Source organism: Brevundimonas olei (genome assembly GCF_037055245.1).
Classification (GTDB): domain Bacteria; phylum Pseudomonadota; class Alphaproteobacteria; order Caulobacterales; family Caulobacteraceae; genus Brevundimonas; species Brevundimonas olei.
The window spans coordinates 1143744-1162868 of record NZ_CP146369.1; the positions used below are offsets into that span (position 1 = coordinate 1143744).

Genomic DNA, 19125 nt, shown 5'->3' on the forward strand with positions numbered 1-19125 from the left:
TTCACAAGGACGAAACCTCAGGCCGCGGCTTCCGCGGCCTGAGGTGTTTGCGCGGTCAGGTCGGCGACCATGGCCAGAAGATCCTCGACGCTGAAGGGCTTGGCCATGTGGCGGTCGGCGCCGGCGGCCAGAGCCTCGTCCAGATGCTGGGCCAGGGCGTTGGCGGTCAGCATGACGATGGGAACGCGCGGCAGGCCCAGGACCGCTTCGTGTAGACGGATTTCACGCACGGCGGTCAGGCCGTCCATGACCGGCATCTGCATATCCATCAACACCAGGTCGAAGGTCTGGGCGCGGTAGGTCTCGACCGCCTGGGCGCCGTTCTCGACCGACATGAGATCGAAGGCCGCCCCGTCCAGGATCAGCTCGACCACGCGGCGGTTGGTCGGGTGATCGTCGGCGGCCAGGATACGCAGACGGCGCGGCGCAGCATCGGCATCGGCCTCGACCGGAGCGGCCACGGCCGGGCGGCTGGGGCGAAGGGGGGCGGCCGGCGCCTGGGCCGGCCTGAGCGGCAGGCTGAGGATGAAGGCGGCGCCCGCGCCGGGCTCGCTTTCGCAGCCCAGGTCGCCGCCCATCATGGCCGCCAGTTCGCGGCAGATCGCCAGGCCCAGGCCCGAACCGCCGTAGTGGCGGGTGATGTCGCCGTCGGCCTGTTCGAAGCGGTTGAACAGCCGGGCCTGCGTCTGGGCGTCGAAGCCGATGCCGGTGTCCTGGACCACGAAGCGCAGAGTCTGGGGCGCTTCGGCCGGGACTGCGTCGACGGTCAGGCTGACGAAGCCCGAGGCGGTGAACTTCACCGCATTGGAGACCAGGTTGGTCAGCACCTGTTTCAGGCGGACGACGTCGCTCTGAATCCAGACCCGAGCCTCGGGAGCGACCTCGACCAGGAACTGCAGCCCCTTGTCCCGCGCGGCGGCGGCGTAGAGCAGGGCGGCTTCTTCCACCGTGCGCGCCAGGTCCAGAGGCTCGTCGTTCAGCTCCAGCCGCCCGGACTCGACGCGCGCCAGATCCAGGATATCGCTGAGCAGGGTTTGGAGGGTGCGGCTGGAGGAGTGGATCAACTCCAGCATGTCCTGCTGCTGCGGAGACAGTTCGGTGCGGGCCAGGGCCTGGGCCACGCCGATGACGCCGTTGAGCGGAGTGCGGATCTCGTGGCTCATATTGGCCAGGAAGCGGCTCTTGGCGCGGTTGGCGGCGTTGGCGGCGTCGCGCGCCTCGGCCAGGGCGTCGGCGTTGCGTTTCAGGTCGCTGATGTCTGAACAGACGGTGACGGCGCCGCCGCCGACGGTGGGGCGGTCCTGGACGCGCAGCCAGCGGCCGGCCACCTGCAGTTCTCGCGGTTCTATGGGCGTGCGATGGCTGGCCAGTCGCTGCGTGATCCACGCTTCTTCGCGACCGACGGCGTCCTGATAGACCCCGGCCTTCAGGCCGACCTGCAGGATTTCGCGGAAGGTGACGCCAGGGCGCAGCACCGGGGCGAGGTGGGGGTGAATTTCGCCGTACTGCCTGTTCCACAGGATCAGGCGGTCATCGGCGTCATAGACGCCGACGCCGTCGGGCATGGCCTGGACCGCCTCCAGCAACTGACCCAGGACGCTGCGACGCGACCACCAGATCATGCCGGTGAAGAAGGCGCCCACGCTCAGGGTCAGGGCCACGCCCAGGGCGACCCACAGCGTGACGGCGGCGACGCCGGCGCCCTGGCCGAGGAGCACGCCCGGCGCGGGAGTCAGGCTGACGGCGGTCATGGCGATGAAGTGAAGCCAGGCGACGGCGCCGGCCGACAGGGCCGTGGCGACGGCCAGGCTCAGCCGCTTGTTCATCTCCGGCAGCAGGGCGACCGCGCCGAACAGGACGAAGGCGCCCGTCACGGCCATGGCTACGCGTGGCGCGTTCCACGTCAGGATCGCTCCGGACAGGCGCATGGCGTCCATGCCGACGAAGTGCATGGCCGCGACACCGGCCGTCACCACGGCGGCGGCGGCCAATCCCGAGCGGCGGCGCCGGCGGCCTTCGGTCGCCCCGGCTAGGTGCAACTGCATGGCGACCCAGAAGGCGGCCGTGACGATCACCAGCGACAGGAAGGTCTGCAGCGGGTCGTAGCGGATATCCGTTCCGGCGTCGTAGGCCAGCATGGCGATGAAGTGGGTGATCCAGACGCCCAGTCCGCCCACCAGCGGCGCCGACAGGGTGTAGGTTCGGCGCGCTCGCGGCGACAGGTGGCGCGCGCGTTCGGACAGAAGCAGGGCGATGCCGATGCTGAAGACGCAGGCCAGCAGGGCGAAGGAGGCGATCCGCCAATCGTGGCGCTCGACCAGGCAGCTCAGGACGCCCCCCATCATGATGCTCCGCCCGCCTCCTGAATTGTTCCGCCGTAAATCCGTGAAGAAACCAAGCTACACATCCCCTGGCGTCGAACCGGCCGACTCAGCGGGCTGTCGACGGACCAGACTAGGTCGCGCTGCTGAACAATGAGATAACGCCGGTCGAAATGCCTTACGATCACTCTCCGTCCCCCGTCGCTCCCACCGCTTCGTCCCGGCTGTGGACGGCCGGCGCCAGCGGCGGCGTGGCCATCCTGGTGATGGCCGTCCTGGCGGTGATGAAGCCGGAGCTGGCCGGGTGGCTGGCGGCCGGGGCCGTTGCGGTCGCGCTGGCGACCTGGCTGGTGAACCGAAATCCGCCCGCGGCCGCCGATGAGACGGAGTTCGATCAGGGTGCGGTCGATCTGGGGCCTGACGCCGCCCTGCTGGGCGATGTGTTCGAGGCGCTGGACGATCCGCTGCTGATCGTCAGCGGCGGGGAGGCGGACGACATCGCCGGGCGCCGCATCGCCCTAGCCAATGCGGCGGCGCGCGATCTGTTCAAGCTGAACGGGGCGGGCGGGGGGCTGCTGGTCTCGGTGCTGCGAGAGCCCCGCGTGCTGGAGGCGGTGGACGAAGCCCTGTTCGGCGCCGTCGGGACCGAGGTCGACTATGTCGGGGGCGGCGTTCAGGAGCGGCATTGGCGGGCCTTCGTCCGACCCTTGCCCGCGCGGGAGAATTCGAACTGGGGCGGCGGGGCGCTGGCCCTGCTGGCCCTGCGCGACGAGACGGACGTGCGTCGCATGGAGAAGATGCGGGTCGACTTCCTAGCCAACGCCAGCCACGAGCTGCGCACGCCGCTGGCCTCCCTTTCGGGCTTCATCGAGACGCTGAAGGGCCACGCCAAGGACGATCCCAAGGCGCGCGACAAATTCCTCGACATCATGGCTGTTCAGGCGGACCGGATGCGGCGTCTGGTGGCCGATCTGCTGTCGCTGAGCCGGATCGAGCTGAACGAGCACATCGCGCCCCTGGGCCGGGTCAATCTGGCGCGGGCGACGGCGGATGTGGTCGATGCGGTCAGCGTCATCTCGCGCGAGCGGCAGGTGACGATCCATGCGGAGCTGCCGCATGGCGGTGCGGCTGTGACGGGCGACCGGGACGAGATCGCCCAGGTGGTGCAGAACCTGATCGACAACGCGCTGAAATACTCCAGCGCGGGCGGGACCATCGAGGTCGGCATCGAGATCGACCGCACCCTGGACGAGGCCATGGCGGCACGGATGGCCGAGGGCAACCGTCTGTCCCTGGCCACGCCGGATCGCGAGACGGGCCAGCGCTACGCCGTCGTCACCGTGCGCGACTACGGACCAGGTATGGCGCGCGAGCACCTGCCGCGCCTGACCGAGCGCTTCTATCGCGTCGAGGGCCAGAAGAGCGGCGAGCGGCAGGGCACGGGCCTGGGGCTCGCCATCGTCCGTCACATCATCATCCGTCACCGGGGCGGCCTGTCGGTGGACAGCGCGCCGGGTTGCGGGGCGATTTTCGCGGCCTGCTTTCCCCTGGCCCCTGCGTCGGACGCCTGAGCTCCGGGTTCTGAACGATCGTCATGGGGCTGCGACATTGCGGACGGGCGTCGTAACAGAACTGTCATCCAGCCGTCTTAATCCGCTGACGTATCGCAGGCAGTTTCCCGGCCGGAACGCACCGAGCCTGGCGCGTTGCTGATTCCTGCGCTGATCGGACCGGATGATCTGGATTTTCCTGCTGTTGCTGATCGCCTTCGCCGTCCTGGCCTATGTGGCCGGGCGGGCCTTGGCCGTTCGTCGGAGCCGAGGCGCGAAGTCGCATTCGCGTCCCGGCCAACACGGGCTCTACGCCCTCATCTGGGTCGGAGCGCCGGCCCTGGCCATGCTGATCGCCGCCTCGGTCTTCTCGACCTCGATCGAGCAGCAGATGATGCGGGCGGGGGCGCCTGACAGCGTCGCCCAACTGGAGCCGTTCCGCCGCGAGGCCTTCTTCGCCGACGCCCGCCTGGTCGGGGCGGGGCAGGAGGCGCGTCAGATCTGGCCCGCCCCCTACGCCGAGGAACTGCCGGCCGAGGGCCGCCGCGCCCACCGCATCGCCTCGACCCTGAACTGGGGCGGGGGCGTCGCCGCCCTGATCGCCGCCGTGCTGGGCGGCCTGTTCGTCTTCACCCGCATCCGTCCGGACCTGCGCGCGCGCAACAAGGTCGAGGGCTGGATCACCGGCGTGCTGTTCGCCTGTTCGGCGGTGGCGGTGCTGACCACGCTCGGCATCATCTTCTCCCTGGTCATCGACTCCTTGCGCTTCTTCAGCATGGTGCCGATCACCGAGTTCCTGTTCGGAACCAAGTGGAGCCCCCAGATCGCCATCCGCGCCGACCAGGTCGGGTCGTCGGGCGCCTTCGGGGCCGTGCCGCTGTTCGCGGGTACCTTCCTGATCATGGCCATCGCCATGGCGGTGGCGGCGCCCATCGGCCTGTTCTCGGCCGTCTATCTGTCGGAGTATTCGGGCAAGAAGACCCGCGCCATGGTCAAGCCGGCGCTGGAGGTCCTGGCCGGCGTGCCGACCGTGGTCTACGGCTTCTTCGCCGCCCTGACGGTGGGGCCGGCGCTGCGCGTCTTCTTCAACGGCATCGGCGACCTGCTGATCGGGGGGCCGCTGAACGGCCTGGGGATTTACCTGTCCCTGGTCCAGAACCAGATGGCCCTGGTTGCGGGCGCGGTCATGGGGATTATGCTGATTCCCTTCGTCAGCTCCCTGTCGGACGACATTCTGAACGCCGTGCCGCAGAGCTTGCGCGACGGCTCCTACGCCATGGGCGCCACCAAGTCCGAGACGATCAAGAAGGTGCTGCTGCCCGCCGCCCTGCCGGGCGTCGCCGGGGCCTTGCTGCTGGCCGTGTCGCGCGCCATCGGCGAGACCATGATCGTGACCATGGCGGCCGGCCTGGCCGCCAAGCTGACCCTGAACCCGCTGGAGACGGTCACGACCGTCACCGTCCAGATCGTCACCCTGCTGACCGGCGACCAGGAGTTCAACAGCCCCAAGACCCTGGCCGCCTTCGGCCTGGGCCTGACGCTGTTCGTCGTCACCCTGCTGCTCAACATCGTCGCCATGCGCATCGTGCAAGCCTATCGGGAACAGTATGACTGACGCCGCCTCTCCCTCGACCGGCGTCAGCCCGCGCACCCAGCGCCTGAAGGCCCGCCTGCGCGCCCGCTATGCGCGCGAGACCCGCTTCCGCTGGTATGGCCGCGCGGCCATCGGCGTGGCCCTGGCCTTCCTGGTGATCCTGCTCGGCAGCATCATCACCCAGGGTTACACCGCCTTCTACGCCCACACCGTGACCCTGCCGGTCTATATGGACCCGGCGCGGATCGACCGTTCCTATCCGCAGGGCGCCAATTTCGAGCAGATCGTCGCCGAACAGCAGATCCGCCGCCTGGGCGTCCAGGATGATGAACAGGGGACCAAGGCCTCGGCCATGAAGGCCCTGCTGTCCTCGGAGCTGAAGTTCCAGGCCGCCAAGATGATCGCGCGCCAGCCCAGCCTGCTGGGTCAGACCGTGCCGGTCGCCGCCCCCCTGTCCGACGACGCCGAGATGTATCTGAAGGGCAAGATCACCCGCGATCAGCCCGAGGACCAGCGCCGCGTCTCCAATGCGCAGATGGACTGGCTGGACCGGATGAAGGCCTCGGGCGCGGTGCGCGCCCACTTCAACTCGGCCCTGTTCACCAAGGGCGACTCGACCCAGCCGGAACTGGCGGGCCTGCTGGGCGCCGTGGTCGGTTCGGCCCTGATGCTGATGGTGACGGCCCTGATCGCCATCCCGGTCGGCGTCGGCGCCGCCGTGTGGCTGGAGGAATACTCCCCGCGCAACCGCATCACGGCGATCATCGAGGTCAACATCAACAACCTGGCCGCCGTGCCGTCCATCGTCTACGGCCTGCTGGGTCTGGCGCTGTTCATCAACTTCATGCACCTGCCGCGCGCCAGTCCGCTGGTCGGGGGTCTGGTGCTGGCGCTGATGGCCCTGCCGACCATCATCATCGCCACCCGCTCGTCGCTGAAGGCGGTGCCGCCGTCGATCCGCGAGGCGGCCCTGGCCATGGGCGCCAGCCGCACCCAGACGGTGTTCGGCCACGTCCTGCCGCTGGCCATGCCCGGCGTGATGACCGGCGCCATCATCTCCATGGCCCACGCGCTTGGCGAGACGGCGCCGTTGCTGCTGATCGGCATGATCAGCTTCGTGCCGGGCGTCCCGCACGCCATTGATGAGCCCGTCGGCGCCCTGCCGTCGCTGATCTACATCTGGGAGAACGCGTCCGAGCGCGCCTTCCACGAACGGACGGCGGCCGCCATCCTTGTCCTTCTCGCCTTCATGATCGTCATGAACGCCGCCGCAGTCCTGCTGCGCCGTCGCTTCGAACGCCGGTGGTAAATCCTATGAAGTCCCGCATCTTCCGCGCTCCCGAAGGCTCGTCGACCGGCGGCGCCTCCGAGGCCGCCACCCTGTCGACCGCCCCGGCCGTCGGCGCCCACGCCTCGGCGCCGCTGGGTCCGATCAAGATCGCCGCGCGCGACGTCAGCGTCTTCTACGGCGAGAAGCAGGCCCTGTTCGACGTCTCGCTGGAGATTCCGGACAAGACGGTGACGGCGCTGATCGGCCCGTCGGGCTGCGGCAAGTCGACCTTCCTGCGGACGATGAACCGCATGAACGACACCATCCCCGGCACCCGCGTGACGGGCCGGATCGAGATGGACGGCGAGGACATCAACGATCGCAAGATCGACCCGGTGCTGCTGCGCGCCCAGGTCGGCATGGTGTTCCAGAAGCCGAACCCCTTCCCCAAGTCCATCTATGAGAACGTGGCCTATGGGCCCAAGATTCACGGCCTGGCCTCGACCAAGGGCGAGATGGACGAGATCGTCCAGAAGTCGCTGAAGCGCGCCGGTCTGTGGGACGAGGTTGCCGACCGTCTGCACTCGCCGGGCACCGGCCTGTCGGGCGGCCAGCAGCAGCGTCTGGTCATCGCCCGCGCCATCGCGGTCGAGCCGGAAGTCATCCTGATGGACGAGCCCTGCTCGGCGCTGGACCCGATCGCCACGGCCAAGATCGAGGAGCTGATCGACGAACTGCGCGAGCGCTACTGCATCGTCATCGTCACCCACTCGATGGCGCAGGCGGCTCGCGTGTCGCAGCGCACGGCCTTCTTCCACATGGGCAAGCTGGTCGAGACCGGCGACACCGAAGAGATCTTCACCAATCCGCGCGAACGGCGCACCCTCGACTACATCACCGGCCGCTTCGGCTGAGGACGCGACGATGAACCAGCATACGGTCAAGGCTTACGGCGACGAGCTGAACCAGTTGACGGCCGAGGTGGTCCGCATGGGCGGCCTGGCCGAGGCCCAGGTGGCGGACGCCATCGAATCCGTCGCCCGCCGCGATGTGGCCCTGGCCAAGGCGGTGGTCGAGCGCGACAACCGCCTGGACGCCCTGCATCGCGACATCGAGAAGAAGGCGATCCGCCTGATCGCCCTGCGCCAGCCGGTCGCCAGCGACCTGCGCCGGACGCTGGGGGCCATGAAGCTGGCCTCGGACCTGGAACGGACCGGCGACCTGGCCAAGAACATCGCCAAGCGGGCGCTGATCCTGGCCGAGGCCGAGCCCATGCAGCCCCTGACCCGCTCGATCGAGCGGATGGGGCGGCTGGTGTCGAACAGGCTGCGCGACGTGCTGGACGCCTATACGGCCTCGGAGATCGAGCGCGCCCTGTCGGTTTGGCAGACGGACGACGAGGTGGACGAGCACTACAACGCCCTGTTCCGCGAACTGCTCACCTATATGATGGGCGACCCGCGCACGATCACGGCCTGCACCCACCTGCTGTTCATGGCCAAGAACCTGGAGCGGATCGGCGACCACGCGACCAACATCGCCGAGACGGTCCACTATGAGATCACCGGCGAGGAAATGCTGGGCGAGCGGCCGAAGGCCGTGCCCGGTCCCGGCGAAGAGCCGACGCCGACCCCCCATCTGTCTGCGTCCCCCGACGCGGCGGACGACTGACACCCCTACATCGCTGACGACTTCGACGAACCGGAGAGGCTGACGTGCAACCCTATATCCTGGTGATGGAAGACGAGGACGCCCTGGCCACCCTGCTTCAGTATAATCTGGAGAAGGAAGGCTATGACGTGGCCGTCGCCTCTGACGGCGAGGAAGGGATGCTGCAGGTTGATGAGCGTACGCCCGACCTGATCCTGCTGGACTGGATGCTGCCCAAGCTGTCGGGAATCGAGGTCTGCCGCCGCATCCGCGGTCGGGCCGAGACGCGCAATCTGCCGATCATCATGCTGACCGCGCGCGGCGAGGAGACGGACCGCGTGCGCGGCCTGGACACCGGCGCCGATGACTACATGACCAAGCCTTTCTCGATGACGGAGCTGACCGCGCGCATCCGCGCCGTTCTGCGCCGCATCCGTCCAGGTCTGGCCGACGACCGGGTCAACCACGCCGACATCATCATGGACCGCGTCGCCCACCGCGTCAGCCGCGCGGGCAAGGAGGTGCACCTGGGCCCGACCGAGTTCCGCCTGCTGGATCACTTCCTCAAGCATCCGGGCCGGGTGTTCAGCCGTGAGCAGCTTCTGGACGCGGTCTGGGGCTCGGATGTCTATGTCGAGGCCCGCACCGTGGACGTCCACGTCGGCCGCCTGCGCAAGGCGTTGAACGTCGAAGGCACGGTCAACCCGATCCGCACCGTGCGCTCGGCAGGCTATTCGCTGGACCTGAATAACTGAGCCGATGACCCCTGCGGCGCGGGCTACGGCGCTCTACGACGCTCCACGGCGTCCCACCCCTCGCCGTCATCCTCGGGCTTGACCCGAGGATCCAGCCGTCCGCCTGCACGGCGTTGAACGGGTGAGCGCGCCGTCGCCCTGGATCCTCGGGTCAAGCCCGAGGATGACGGCGTGTAGAGGCGGGCAACGGCCTGTATGGGGCGAAGTTCGGGCGTGTGGGGGCGGGGAGCCGGAGCTTAACTTTTCTTCATCTGCATCCGCAGACCCCTCCGGCCGCCTCTGAACGACGACGTCGCATCGGGGGAGGGAAGTCATGCCGGACGCCATAATCGCCATGTCGGGCTGGGTCGGCGCCGTTGCGCTGGCGGCTGGGGCGGCGGCCGTGCTGTCGCGCGGCAAGGTGCGCTGGGGCTGGCTGGCGGCGGCTCTGCTGTTGATGGCCGTCTATGACGCCGTGCTGACCCGCGGCTATGGCCACATTCCGCTGGATTTCGGACCCTCGCGCTGGAACTGGGAAGGCAAGACGCTGGCCGTGCTGCTGTCCCTGGCCGTCGCCAGCCAGCCCATCGTCGGATGGCGGCGCAGCGGGCTGACCCTGCATCAGGACCGGCAGGGGCTGAAGGGGGCGCTGATCCTGTCGGGCTTGCTCGTCCTGCTGTTTCTCGGCCTGGCGATCGCGATGCCGGGCGAGGGGTTCGACGCCGACAGTCTGGCCTTCCAGCTGACCATGCCGGGGCTGGACGAGGAGATCTTCTATCGCGGCGTGCTGCTGCTGATGTTGAACGAGGCGTTCGGGCGGCCGGTCCGCGTGCTGGGCGCGCAGATGGGCTGGGGCGCGGTGCTGACCGCGCTGGCGTTCGGCCTGACCCACGCCCTGGGCTATCAGGACGGCGGCTTCACCTTCGACTGGGCGCCGATGGCGACGACGGGGCTGGCGGGCCTGTTGCTGGCGTGGCTGCGCGAAAAGACCGACAGCGTGCTGCTGCCGGTCCTGTTGCACAACTACGGCAACGCCGTCTTCATGCTGATCTGAGGAATCAGGCCTCGGTCGTCTCCAGCTCGGCCGGGTCGATCTCATAGGCGGTCGAACAGTATTCGCACGTCACGCGGATCTTGCCGTCGTCCTCGACCATTTCGGCGCGCTCCTCGGCCGGGAAGGACTGCAGCACGGTGGCGATGCGGTCCTTCGAGCAGCGGCAGATAGCGGCGAGGGCCTTGGCGCCTTCCAGCCGCACGCCGTCCTCGTGGAATAGGCGATACAGCAGGGTCTCGGCGCTGATGGTCGGGTCGATCAGCTCGTCGTCGCCCAGGGTGGCGAACAGGGCGCGGGTGCGTTCCCACACCTCCTCGGTCGAGCCGCGCGACTCGTCGCCGGCGATGACCTGGATCATCGCCCCGCCGGCGCGCCAGGCGCGGCCCGCGTCGGTTTCGACCTCGCCGACGGCCAGGCGGACCTTGGTCGGCACCTGTTCGGACTGGGAGAAGTAGTGTTCGGCGCACAGCGACAGGCTTTCGCCCTCGATGGGGGTCACGCCCTGGGTGCGTTCGAAATCGGCGCCGCGATCCACCGTCATGATGAAGACGCCGCCGCCCAGCAGGGTCTTGGCGCCCGGACGGGCGAAGCCTTCCGACGCCTTGGCCACTTCTTCCGGGTCGAAGCGGCAGAAGCCGCGCAGATGGCCGTCCGTGCCGTAGTCGGCGACGACATAGCGCACCGGGCCGTCGCCCTGGGCCTGCACGATCAGGCGGCCGTCGAACTTCAACGCCGAACCGACGATGGCGGCCAGGACGCAGGCCTCGCCCAGCAGGGCGGCGACCGGCTCGGGATAGGCGTGGGCCGACAGGATCTTGTCGACCGCCCTGCCCAGGCGGACCAGACGGCCGCGCACCGGCCAGCCTTCGATCTGGAAGGCGGCGGCGAAGTCGTCCGTCGGGGCGTCGATGGGGGCGTCGGGCGCGTGATCGGTCACGGCGTGAAATCCTGAAAACTGTCGGAAGCGGCGCAACATAGGGAGGCGAAGGCCGCTTGGTAAGGGGAGGGCGTGTCGCCCGCGCCACGAGCGAGCGCGGTTCGACAGGCTTGACCGGGACAAGGGAACTCTTTGTGCTGAAGCTCGCTCCCTTAGCTGAAAATCCGCTTCCTTCCCTATCCGCTTACAAGAGGTCTGACATGATGGATCGTGAGTTCAACGTCGTGGACGAGGTCCGCAAGCACCCCGGAATCACGGCGGGCGTCGTGGCCGTCCTGGCGGGCGTGGGTCTGGCGACGATCCTGCTGAACCAGCGCAGCGGCCCGACCCGCTATGAGCGGATCAAGACGCGCATCGACCCGCGCGGCTGGTTCGACGCCGAGGCCTTGCGTCACCGCTTTGACGACATTGCGCGCGGCGTGCGTCATGGGGCGGACGACCTGACCCATCGCGCGGCCGACCTTGGCGACTACGCTCATGAACGGGCCGGACGCTTCGGCGCCGACGCCCGCGATCGGGCCGACCAATGGTATCGCCGGGCCAGGAAGAAATCGCGCCGTCCGATGCGCCGCTACACCAAGCAGGCGCGCCGCTACGCCGAGGACGCCGGAGACTTCGCTCGCGATCACGCCAAGGAAGGGGGCGCCCTTCTGGCCGTGGCCACCATCGCCGCCGCCATCGGGGCCGCGGCTCTGGAAAGCCGTCGTCGCGCTGGAAACAGCGGCCGCTGAGCCGGTTTTCGGGCTTAACTGGAAAAATCGTGCGGAAAGGGGTGCTGCGGCGCCCCTTTTTATTGCTGCGGATGCGAAGAGGGGCTAGAGGCCGCGCATGATCTCGCCCGTCTTCATCTTCGACTTCGATTCCACCCTGGTTCGCATCGAGACGCTGGAGGCTCTGGCCGACCTCGCGCTCAAGGACGCGCCTGACGCCGCCGAGCGCAAGGCCCGGATCGCGGCCCTGACCGACGACGCCATGAACGGCCGCATCGGCTTCGGCGAGGCGCTGAAACAGCGCCTGGAACTGCTGGCCCTGCGCCGCGAACACGTCGAGGCCCTAACCGACCGGATTCTGGACGAGGCGACCGTCTCCATCCGCCGCAACGTCGACTTCTTCCAGCGCAACGCCGAGCGCATCTACATCCTGTCCGGCGGCTTCCGCGAGGTGATCGCGCCTCTGGCCGAGCGGCTGGGCGTGCCGGCCGATCATGTGCTGGCCAACGACCTGATCTATGACGACGAAGGCCGCGTGACGGGCGCGGACACGGCCAACCCCCTGTCGCGCGAGAACGGCAAGCCGGAAGTCATTCGCGCTCTGAATCTTGAAGGCCCCGTGATCATGGTCGGCGACGGCTGGACCGACGCCGAGGTCAAGCTCCAGGGCGCGGCCGACCGCTTCTACGCCTTCACCGAAATCGTCAGCCGTCCCAAGGTGGTCGAGGCCGCCGACGCCGTCGCCGCCTCCCTGGACGAGGTGCTGTATGCCGAGGGGGTGGCCGGTCGCTGGTCCTATCCGCGCAACCGCATCCGCATGCTGCTGCTGGAGAACGTCCACCCCGCCGCCGTCGAGCGGCTGGAAGAGGCGGGCTATACCGTCGAGACGATGAAGGGCGCGCTGGACGAGGACGACCTGATCGAGGCGATCAAGGGCGTGCACGTTCTGGGCATCCGCTCCAAGACCAACGTCAGCCGCAAGGTGCTGGACGCGGCGGACCGGCTGATGGCCGTGGCGGCCTTCTGCATCGGCACCAACCAGATCGATCTGGACGCGGCGGCGGACAAGGGCGTGGCCGTGTTCAACGCCCCCTATTCCAACACCCGCTCGGTGGTCGAACTGGCCATCGGCATGATGATCGTCCTGATGCGTGACGTGGCGGACAAGTCGCGCGAGATGCACAAGGGCAAGTGGAACAAGTCGGCGACCGGATCGCGCGAAGTGCGCGGCAAGACGTTGGGCATCGTCGGCTACGGCGCCATCGGCAGCCAGCTGTCGGTGCTGGCCGAGAACCTGGGCATGAGGGTGCTGTTCTACGACCTGTCCGAACGGCTGGCGCTGGGCAATGCACGGCGGATGCGCTCGCTGGACGCCCTGCTGGCCGAGGCGGATGTGGTGACGATGCACGTCGACGGCCGCAAGGATAACACCGCCATCATCGGCGCCGACCAGTTCGCGAAGATGAAGCCGGGCGCCCTGTTCCTGAACCTGTCGCGCGGCCATGTGGTCGACGTGGACGCCATGGCCGAGGCGCTGAAGTCCGGCCGTCTGGGCGGGGCGGCGGTCGACGTCTTCCCCGAGGAGCCGCGCACCAACGCCGACCCGTTCGACAGCCCGCTGGTCGGTCTGGACAAGACCATCCTGACGCCGCACATCGGCGGCTCGACCGAGGAGGCGCAGGAAGCCATCGCCGAGTTCGCGGCCGAGCGTCTGCTGGGCTATCTGAACCGGGGCGACACCACCTTCTGCGTCAACCTGCCGAACGTGCAACTGGCTGAGGTGACGCGCGCGCACCGCCTGCTGCATATCCACCGCAACCAGCCGGGCGTGCTCGCCGAACTGAACCGCGCCCTGTCCGATGCGGGGCTCAACATTCTGGGCCAGCACCTGAAGACGGACGAGCGCACCGGCTATGTCATCACCGACGTGGACCGCGACTATGACCGCGAGGCGCTGACGGCGCTGAAGCAGCTTCCGGGCACGATCCGCTTCCGGCGGTTGCACTGATCGTCGATCACCTTCCCCAAGGGCATCTTGCGTCCTGACAAAAGCGGCGCAGAGTGGCGGATAACGACCGCATACGGACGGTCGATGGGAGGGAAATCGATGTCTCGTCTTCTTCGCAGTGCGGCGCTGGCCGCCCTGACGCTCGCCGCCGCGTCTGTCGCCGGGGCCGCCTCGGCCCAGACCTATGATCGGCTGGTGGTGTTCGGCGACAGTCTGTCGGACAACGGCAACCTTTATCTGGCGACGGGCGGTTCGACGCCGCCCTCGCCGCCCTATGGCGCGGGACGGTTCTCCAACGGGCCGGTGTTCACCGAGCGGCTGGGCTTCGACGCCGCCAACTTCATGGGGCCGGTGACAGGCAGCATCAACTACGCCTTCGGCGGGGCGCGTACGGACAGCCAGGCCTCGCCGCCGGGAATGCGCGCGCAACTGGGGCAGTATCTGCAACGCGGCGGGACCTTCGGATCGAATGATCTGGTCAGCGTGCTGGGCGGGGCGAACAACATCTTCCAGGGGTTGCCTGCGGCGGGGGCGTCGGCCAATCCGACGGCCGCCATCGCGCCGGTGGCGCAGAGCGCGGCGGCGGACATCAACTTCATCGTCAACGGCATCGCCCAGGCCGGGGCGGGAACGGTGCTGGTCACCAACCTGCCCAAGCTGAGCATCACGCCCCAGTTTCGAGGTACGCCGGCCGCGCCGCTGGCCGATTACGCCGTCACCACCTTCAACGGCGCCCTTCTGACCGGACTGACTGCGACGGCGGCCGCCCAGCAGGGGACCAACATCATCCTGATGGATCTGTTCAAGGTCGGGGACGTGGTGGCCGCCAATCCCAGCGCCTTCGGGGTGTCGAACGTGACCCAGGCCTGCTTCGACGGCGCCAGCCTGTGCTCCAACCCGGACGACTACTTCTACTTCGACGGGGTGCATCCGACGGCCAAGGGTCATGCGGTGATCGCGCAACTGGCCAATGACTACCTCTACTACGGCGATCTGGGCAGCCAGACGGCGGTGCTGGGCGAGACGGCCTGGCGTCACCGCGAGGACGCGCTGGACGGCTCGACCGCGGCCCTGTCAGGGCGCGAGGCGTGGACGGGGGGAACTTCGATCTCGGTCGAGGGTCTGGCCGACAAGACCGAGACCGATGCGCGCGGCGCCATCGGCAAGGCGACCTCCGACGGCTACGGCGTGCGCATCGCCCTGGAGTCGGGGACGGAGAGCCTGCGCTTCGGCCTGGCCGGCTCCTATCGCAACGCCGACGTGGATGCGGGCGCCCTGCGCGCCGACGTCGACAGCTTCGGGCTGGACGTCTACGGCGGCTGGCGCTCGGGCGACGTCTTCGTCAATGCGGCGGCGGGCGTGGCCCAGGACGACTTCAATGATGTCAGCCGCCTGACCAGCCTGGCGCCGATCGTCCACAGCGGTTCGACGCGCGGCGTCTCCACGGGCGCGCGGCTGCAGGGCGGGATGTGGTTCGACCTGGGCGGCTTCGCCCTGTCGCCCCGCGCGGCGGTGGCGTGGATCAACGCCGATGTCGACGGCTTCTACGAGCAGGGCCCGGCGGCGCAGTACAGCTATGCCGATCGTTCGGTGCAGGTGACGACGGCTGAGATCGCCCTGCGCGCCGAGGGCGGGACCGAGCGGGTGCGCTTCTATGCCGAGGGCGGTTATCGCGACAGCCTGAGCGACGACAGCGACGCCGTGCGCACCGGCATCCTGGGCAATCCGGCCCAGATTCTGGCCCGCGACGTCGACCTGCCGTTCGGCGGGCAGGTGCTGGCCGCCGCCGGAATCGAGGGCGTGGTCATGGAGCGTCTGAAGGTGTCGATCGGCTACAAGGGCCGCTTCGGCGACCATGCCGACAGCCATATGGCGGCGGTGAAGCTCAGCCTGCCGCTGTAGGCCGAGAAACGAAGGTTCCCGAGGTGCGACGCCGTGTCGCCCTCGGGGCGCCCCATTCATGTCCCGGTGAAATTGCAAAAGACGGTCAAGTCCGGCCGTCGGCGAACCCTGTTTTCGCCATCTGCGTGCGTATGCGCGCCTTCCTGACGGCTCTCCCGCGCTGACGAAGCGCTCAGAATGAGTCGTTAGAGTATGCGTTTAGTTCCCCCGGCCGTGCGGCCGCATGTGATCCGCTTCGGCCAGACGGGCGCCTTGGCCGGCCTGGCGGTCCTGGCCATGGCGGCTGCGCCCGCCGGCATGATCTCGGCCGCGCCCGAAAAGGTCGCAGAGGTCTCGGTCCCCATCGCCCCGCCGGTGAAGGCAGTGGCCGAGCCTGCCGGTCCCGTCACCCGCAAGATCGTCTTCGAGGCGCCGCTGAAGGGCTATCGCATCAACTCGCCCTTCGGCCTGCGCAAGCTGGCGATCGAGGCCAAGGCGCGGGCGCACAAGGGCGTGGACATCGCCGCCCCCACCGGCACCAGCGTCTTCGCCACGACCGAGGGCAAGGTGCTGCGCGCGGGCTATCAGGCGGGCGGCTACGGCAACTTCATCGAGGTGCAGCACCCCAACGGCATGACCAGCCTGTACGGCCATCTCAGCCGCATCGACGTCCACTCGGGCAAGGCGGTGGCGGCGGGCGAGCGCATCGGTCTGGTCGGCTCGACCGGCTATTCGACCGGCCCGCACCTGCATTTCGAGGTGCGCCGCAACGGCGGTCAGGTCGACCCCGCCAAGATCGTCGGCCAGAGCTTCGACATCCGGGTGAAGGCCCCGGCCTGATCGCGGGATCATGACCAAACCGTAATGTAAAATACCCTTTCCACAAGGCGCGCCCTGCCGTTAGATTCGATCCTTGGATTATCGCAGGGGGACCGAATGGTCGCGGCGCTGACGCTGGACGGAATCAGCAAGAGATACGGAGGCTTTCAGGCGGTCTCCGACCTGAGCTTTCAGGTCGAGAAGGGCTCGATCTGCGGCTTTCTGGGGCCGAACGGGGCGGGCAAGACCTCGACCCTGCGGATGATCCTGGGTCTGCAGCCGGCCACCAGCGGCCGCATCGACATCCTGGGCGCGGACGACGGGCGCAAGGTGCGCGACCGGATCGGCTTCCTGCCCGAGGAGCGGGGCCTCTACAAGAAGATGACGCCGGTGGACGCGATCGCCTTCTTCGGCGCCCTGAAGGGCCTGCCGCTGCCCGAAGGCCGCCGTCGCGGCCGCGAGATGCTGGAGCAGATGGGTCTGGGCGAGGCCAGCCGGAAAAAGATGAAGGACCTGTCCAAGGGCATGGCGCAGAAGGTCCAACTGATCGCCTCTGTGGTGCATCAGCCGGAGTTCGTCATTCTGGACGAGCCGTTCTCGGGGCTGGACCCGATGAACCAGCAGGGGCTGGAGGCCATGATCCGCGCTCTGGCCGAGAGCGGGGCGACGGTGCTGTTCTCGACCCATGTGATGCAGCACGCCGAGCGCCTGTGCGACAAGGTGGTGCTGCTGGCTCGCGGGCGTAAGGCGTTCGAGGGCACGGTGGATGAGGCGCGGGCGACTTCGCCGCGCTTTCTGGAGCTTGAAGGGGCGCTGGACCGCAACGCGGTGACCGCCCTGCCGGGCGTCAGCGGCATCGAGACCCTGGCTGAGGACGGCGCCGTCAGCATCCTCCGCGTCGGCCTGACGCCGGGAGCCGAAGCGCAAGGCGCCCTGCGCGCCGCCTTCCTGGGCGGGCTGGACGTGCGGCGCTTCCAGATGAAGGAGCCGACCCTGCATGACGCCTTCATCGCCCTGACCGGCGACCACCCGGATGAGGACCAGTCCGTCGACAAGGCTGACACGATGGAGGCCGCCCGATGAGCCGGATTCTTCTGATCGCGCGACGCGAGTTCCTAGCCTACGCCAAGACGGTCGGCTTCTGGCTGTCGCTGCTGGCCTTTCCGCTGTTCGCCGTCCTGGGCGGCGCCATTCCGGTCCTGATGAAGCACGCCGAGCCGGTGCGCGAGGCGGTTATAATCGATGAAACCCCGGCCGGGTCCGGCCTGGCCGCCGCCGTGCGCCAGGCGCTGGAGACGGAACGCGGGCGCGCCGACATCGCCGCCCTGCGCATGGCCGCCGTGCCCGAGGCCGGGACGGCGGGCGGCGACCGCGTGCGCGAGGCCGCCGAGAAGGGCGGTTTCGACGCTGGGTTGGAGGTGCTGAAGAAGGAGGCGCCGCGCGCCGGGGCAAGCTTCAAGACGCCCAAGCGCGCGTTCGAACTGGCCGAGGCGCCTGCTGACCTGACGGCCGCCGCGCCGGGCGAGGCGCGCGACGCCCTGGCCCGCCGCTACGTCGACAAGGACGCGCCCGAGGGCGAGAAGCTGAACGCCGTGGTCTTCCTGACCGAGACCGAGGGCAAGCCCGGCGCCCGCGTCTGGACCGGCCGCGCCACCGACGACGTGGTCGAGGACGCCATCCGCGACGCCCTGAAGTCCGCCAACCGCAGCCGCGTCTTCGTCGCCAGCGGCATCGACCCGGCGGTGGTGTCCGAGACGGAGACGTTCCGGCCTGAGGTCTCGGTCTTCTCGCCGCGCGCGGCGTCGGGCGGCGAGGTGTCGTTCCGCGACAAGCTGCCGGTGATCGTCGGACTGGCGGTCGGCTTCATCCTGTGGTCGCTGATCATCACCGGCGCCTCCATCCTGCTGAACAGCGTGATGGAGGAGAAGTCGAACAAGATCCTGGAGGTGCTCCTGTCCTCGGCCTCGGCGACCGAGATCCTGGCGGGCAAGGTGCTGGGCGTGGCCCTGCTGACCCTGGCCGTGTTGGGCGCCTGGGGCGGCATCGGCGCCATCGGCCTGATCGCGACGGCGCCGGACGTGGCGCGAGACATCGGCTCGGTGCTGCTGACCGACGGCCTGTTCGTCTACTTCCTGCTGTTCCTAGTCGGCGGCTATCTGATGTATGCGGTGCTGTTCGCGGCCATCGGGGCCTTCTGCGACACGCCGCGCGACGCCCAGACCCTGATGGGGCCGATCATGATGGTGCTGGTCGTGCCGATCCTGGTCATGCAGATGGCCATCCGCACCCCGGACGCCATGGTGGTGAAGGTCATCAGCCTGATCCCGCCCTTCACCCCCTTCGTCATGGCCGCCCGCGCGCCCAGCGGGCCGCCTCTGATCGAGATCATCGGCGGCCTGGTCGGGATGTTCCTGTTCGCGGCCCTGATGATCTGGGCGGCGGGCCGGGCCTTCCGCGCGGGCGCCCTGTCGGACGTGAAGCTGAGCTGGAAGAGCTTCATGGGCGCCGTGACCGGACGGTGAGGTCCAGGGGAGGGAGGTCTTGCCTCTCTCCGCTCATCCCGCGGTTGCGGGGAGCGTAGAGACAACAGACAAAGA

Annotated in this window: 15 protein-coding genes and 1 pseudogene; 14 read left to right on the forward strand and 2 right to left on the reverse strand. The window is 68.6% G+C overall.

Annotation, left to right across the window (positions count from 1 at the left end):
- Positions 1–17: 17 nt before the first annotated feature.
- On the reverse strand, positions 18–2345 hold the full coding sequence (locus tag V8J38_RS05510; RefSeq protein WP_338578214.1) for an ATP-binding protein: 2328 nt from the start codon (positions 2343–2345) through the stop codon (positions 18–20).
- Between the two features lie 149 nt (positions 2346–2494).
- Here V8J38_RS05510 and V8J38_RS05515 point away from each other — a divergent pair, with 149 nt between their 5' ends.
- The 7 genes from V8J38_RS05515 (at position 2495) to V8J38_RS05545 (ending at position 10173) form a co-directional block, all read left to right on the forward strand.
- Positions 2495–3892, forward strand: a complete 1398-nt coding sequence (locus V8J38_RS05515) for a sensor histidine kinase (RefSeq protein WP_338578215.1) — start codon at positions 2495–2497, stop codon at positions 3890–3892.
- A gap of 163 nt (positions 3893–4055) precedes the next feature.
- Positions 4056–5486: a phosphate ABC transporter permease subunit PstC gene (gene pstC, locus V8J38_RS05520; RefSeq protein WP_291776664.1), complete on the forward strand. Its 1431-nt coding sequence runs from the start codon at positions 4056–4058 to the stop codon at positions 5484–5486.
- Positions 5479–6774 carry a phosphate ABC transporter permease PstA gene (gene pstA / locus V8J38_RS05525; protein ID WP_291776661.1) on the forward strand — a complete coding sequence of 432 codons (1296 nt, stop codon included), beginning with the start codon at positions 5479–5481 and terminating at the stop codon, positions 6772–6774. Before pstC ends, pstA begins: the two co-directional genes overlap by 8 nt.
- Positions 6775–6779: 5 nt before the next feature.
- On the forward strand, positions 6780–7649 hold the full coding sequence (gene pstB, locus V8J38_RS05530; RefSeq protein ID WP_291776659.1) for a phosphate ABC transporter ATP-binding protein PstB: 870 nt from the start codon (positions 6780–6782) through the stop codon (positions 7647–7649).
- Positions 7650–7659: 10 nt separating this feature from the next.
- Positions 7660–8406, forward strand: coding sequence for a phosphate signaling complex protein PhoU (gene phoU, locus V8J38_RS05535; RefSeq protein WP_003168860.1), 747 nt, complete (start codon positions 7660–7662; stop codon positions 8404–8406).
- 44 nt (positions 8407–8450) lie between these two features.
- Complete coding sequence (gene phoB, locus V8J38_RS05540) at positions 8451–9140, forward strand: phosphate regulon transcriptional regulator PhoB (RefSeq protein WP_291776656.1); 690 nt, start codon at positions 8451–8453, stop codon at positions 9138–9140.
- Between the two features lie 313 nt (positions 9141–9453).
- Complete coding sequence (locus tag V8J38_RS05545) at positions 9454–10173, forward strand: CPBP family intramembrane glutamic endopeptidase, BDIM_20840 family (protein WP_338578218.1); 720 nt, start codon at positions 9454–9456, stop codon at positions 10171–10173.
- Between the two features lie 4 nt (positions 10174–10177).
- On the opposite strand, the gene V8J38_RS05550 is transcribed toward V8J38_RS05545, so the two are convergent.
- Complete coding sequence (locus tag V8J38_RS05550; protein WP_291776651.1) at positions 10178–11110, reverse strand: Hsp33 family molecular chaperone; 933 nt, start codon at positions 11108–11110, stop codon at positions 10178–10180.
- Between the two features lie 200 nt (positions 11111–11310).
- On the opposite strand from V8J38_RS05550, the gene V8J38_RS05555 reads away from it, so the two are divergent.
- From V8J38_RS05555 to V8J38_RS05585, 7 genes and pseudogenes are all read left to right on the forward strand, one after another.
- The gene (locus tag V8J38_RS05555; protein WP_338578219.1) at positions 11311–11841 is read left to right on the forward strand and encodes a hypothetical protein; all 531 of its coding nucleotides are present in this window, start codon (positions 11311–11313) and stop codon (positions 11839–11841) included.
- 97 nt (positions 11842–11938) lie between these two features.
- Positions 11939–12463, forward strand: a pseudogene (locus V8J38_RS05560) (HAD family hydrolase); the annotation flags it as partial.
- 135 nt (positions 12464–12598) lie between these two features.
- Positions 12599–13828, forward strand: a complete 1230-nt coding sequence (gene serA, locus V8J38_RS05565; RefSeq protein WP_338578594.1) for a phosphoglycerate dehydrogenase — start codon at positions 12599–12601, stop codon at positions 13826–13828.
- 99 nt (positions 13829–13927) lie between these two features.
- Positions 13928–15730 carry an autotransporter domain-containing protein gene (locus tag V8J38_RS05570; protein ID WP_338578220.1) on the forward strand — a complete coding sequence of 601 codons (1803 nt, stop codon included), beginning with the start codon at positions 13928–13930 and terminating at the stop codon, positions 15728–15730.
- A 192-nt stretch (positions 15731–15922) separates the two neighbouring features.
- Positions 15923–16549, forward strand: a complete 627-nt coding sequence (locus tag V8J38_RS05575; RefSeq protein WP_338578222.1) for a M23 family metallopeptidase — start codon at positions 15923–15925, stop codon at positions 16547–16549.
- Positions 16550–16645: 96 nt separating this feature from the next.
- The gene (locus V8J38_RS05580; RefSeq protein ID WP_338578223.1) at positions 16646–17611 is read left to right on the forward strand and encodes an ABC transporter ATP-binding protein; all 966 of its coding nucleotides are present in this window, start codon (positions 16646–16648) and stop codon (positions 17609–17611) included.
- Positions 17608–19050 (forward strand): ABC transporter permease, encoded by a 1443-nt coding sequence (locus tag V8J38_RS05585; protein ID WP_338578225.1) that lies wholly within the window; start codon positions 17608–17610, stop codon positions 19048–19050. The genes V8J38_RS05580 and V8J38_RS05585 overlap by 4 nt, the downstream gene beginning before the upstream one ends.
- Positions 19051–19125 lie beyond the last annotated feature (75 nt).

Coding starts and splice junctions, on each gene's coding strand:
- V8J38_RS05510 (WP_338578214.1), bottom strand. CDS start 2,345: ATGATGGGGGGCGTCCTGAGCTGCCTGGTCGAGCGCCACGATTGGCGG.
- V8J38_RS05515 (WP_338578215.1), top strand. CDS start 2,495: ATGCCTTACGATCACTCTCCGTCCCCCGTCGCTCCCACCGCTTCGTCC.
- pstC (WP_291776664.1), top strand. CDS start 4,056: ATGATCTGGATTTTCCTGCTGTTGCTGATCGCCTTCGCCGTCCTGGCC.
- pstA (WP_291776661.1), top strand. CDS start 5,479: ATGACTGACGCCGCCTCTCCCTCGACCGGCGTCAGCCCGCGCACCCAG.
- pstB (WP_291776659.1), top strand. CDS start 6,780: ATGAAGTCCCGCATCTTCCGCGCTCCCGAAGGCTCGTCGACCGGCGGC.
- phoU (WP_003168860.1), top strand. CDS start 7,660: ATGAACCAGCATACGGTCAAGGCTTACGGCGACGAGCTGAACCAGTTG.
- V8J38_RS05545 (WP_338578218.1), top strand. CDS start 9,454: ATGCCGGACGCCATAATCGCCATGTCGGGCTGGGTCGGCGCCGTTGCG.
- V8J38_RS05555 (WP_338578219.1), top strand. CDS start 11,311: ATGATGGATCGTGAGTTCAACGTCGTGGACGAGGTCCGCAAGCACCCC.
- V8J38_RS05570 (WP_338578220.1), top strand. CDS start 13,928: ATGTCTCGTCTTCTTCGCAGTGCGGCGCTGGCCGCCCTGACGCTCGCC.
- V8J38_RS05575 (WP_338578222.1), top strand. CDS start 15,923: ATGCGTTTAGTTCCCCCGGCCGTGCGGCCGCATGTGATCCGCTTCGGC.
- V8J38_RS05580 (WP_338578223.1), top strand. CDS start 16,646: ATGGTCGCGGCGCTGACGCTGGACGGAATCAGCAAGAGATACGGAGGC.
- V8J38_RS05585 (WP_338578225.1), top strand. CDS start 17,608: ATGAGCCGGATTCTTCTGATCGCGCGACGCGAGTTCCTAGCCTACGCC.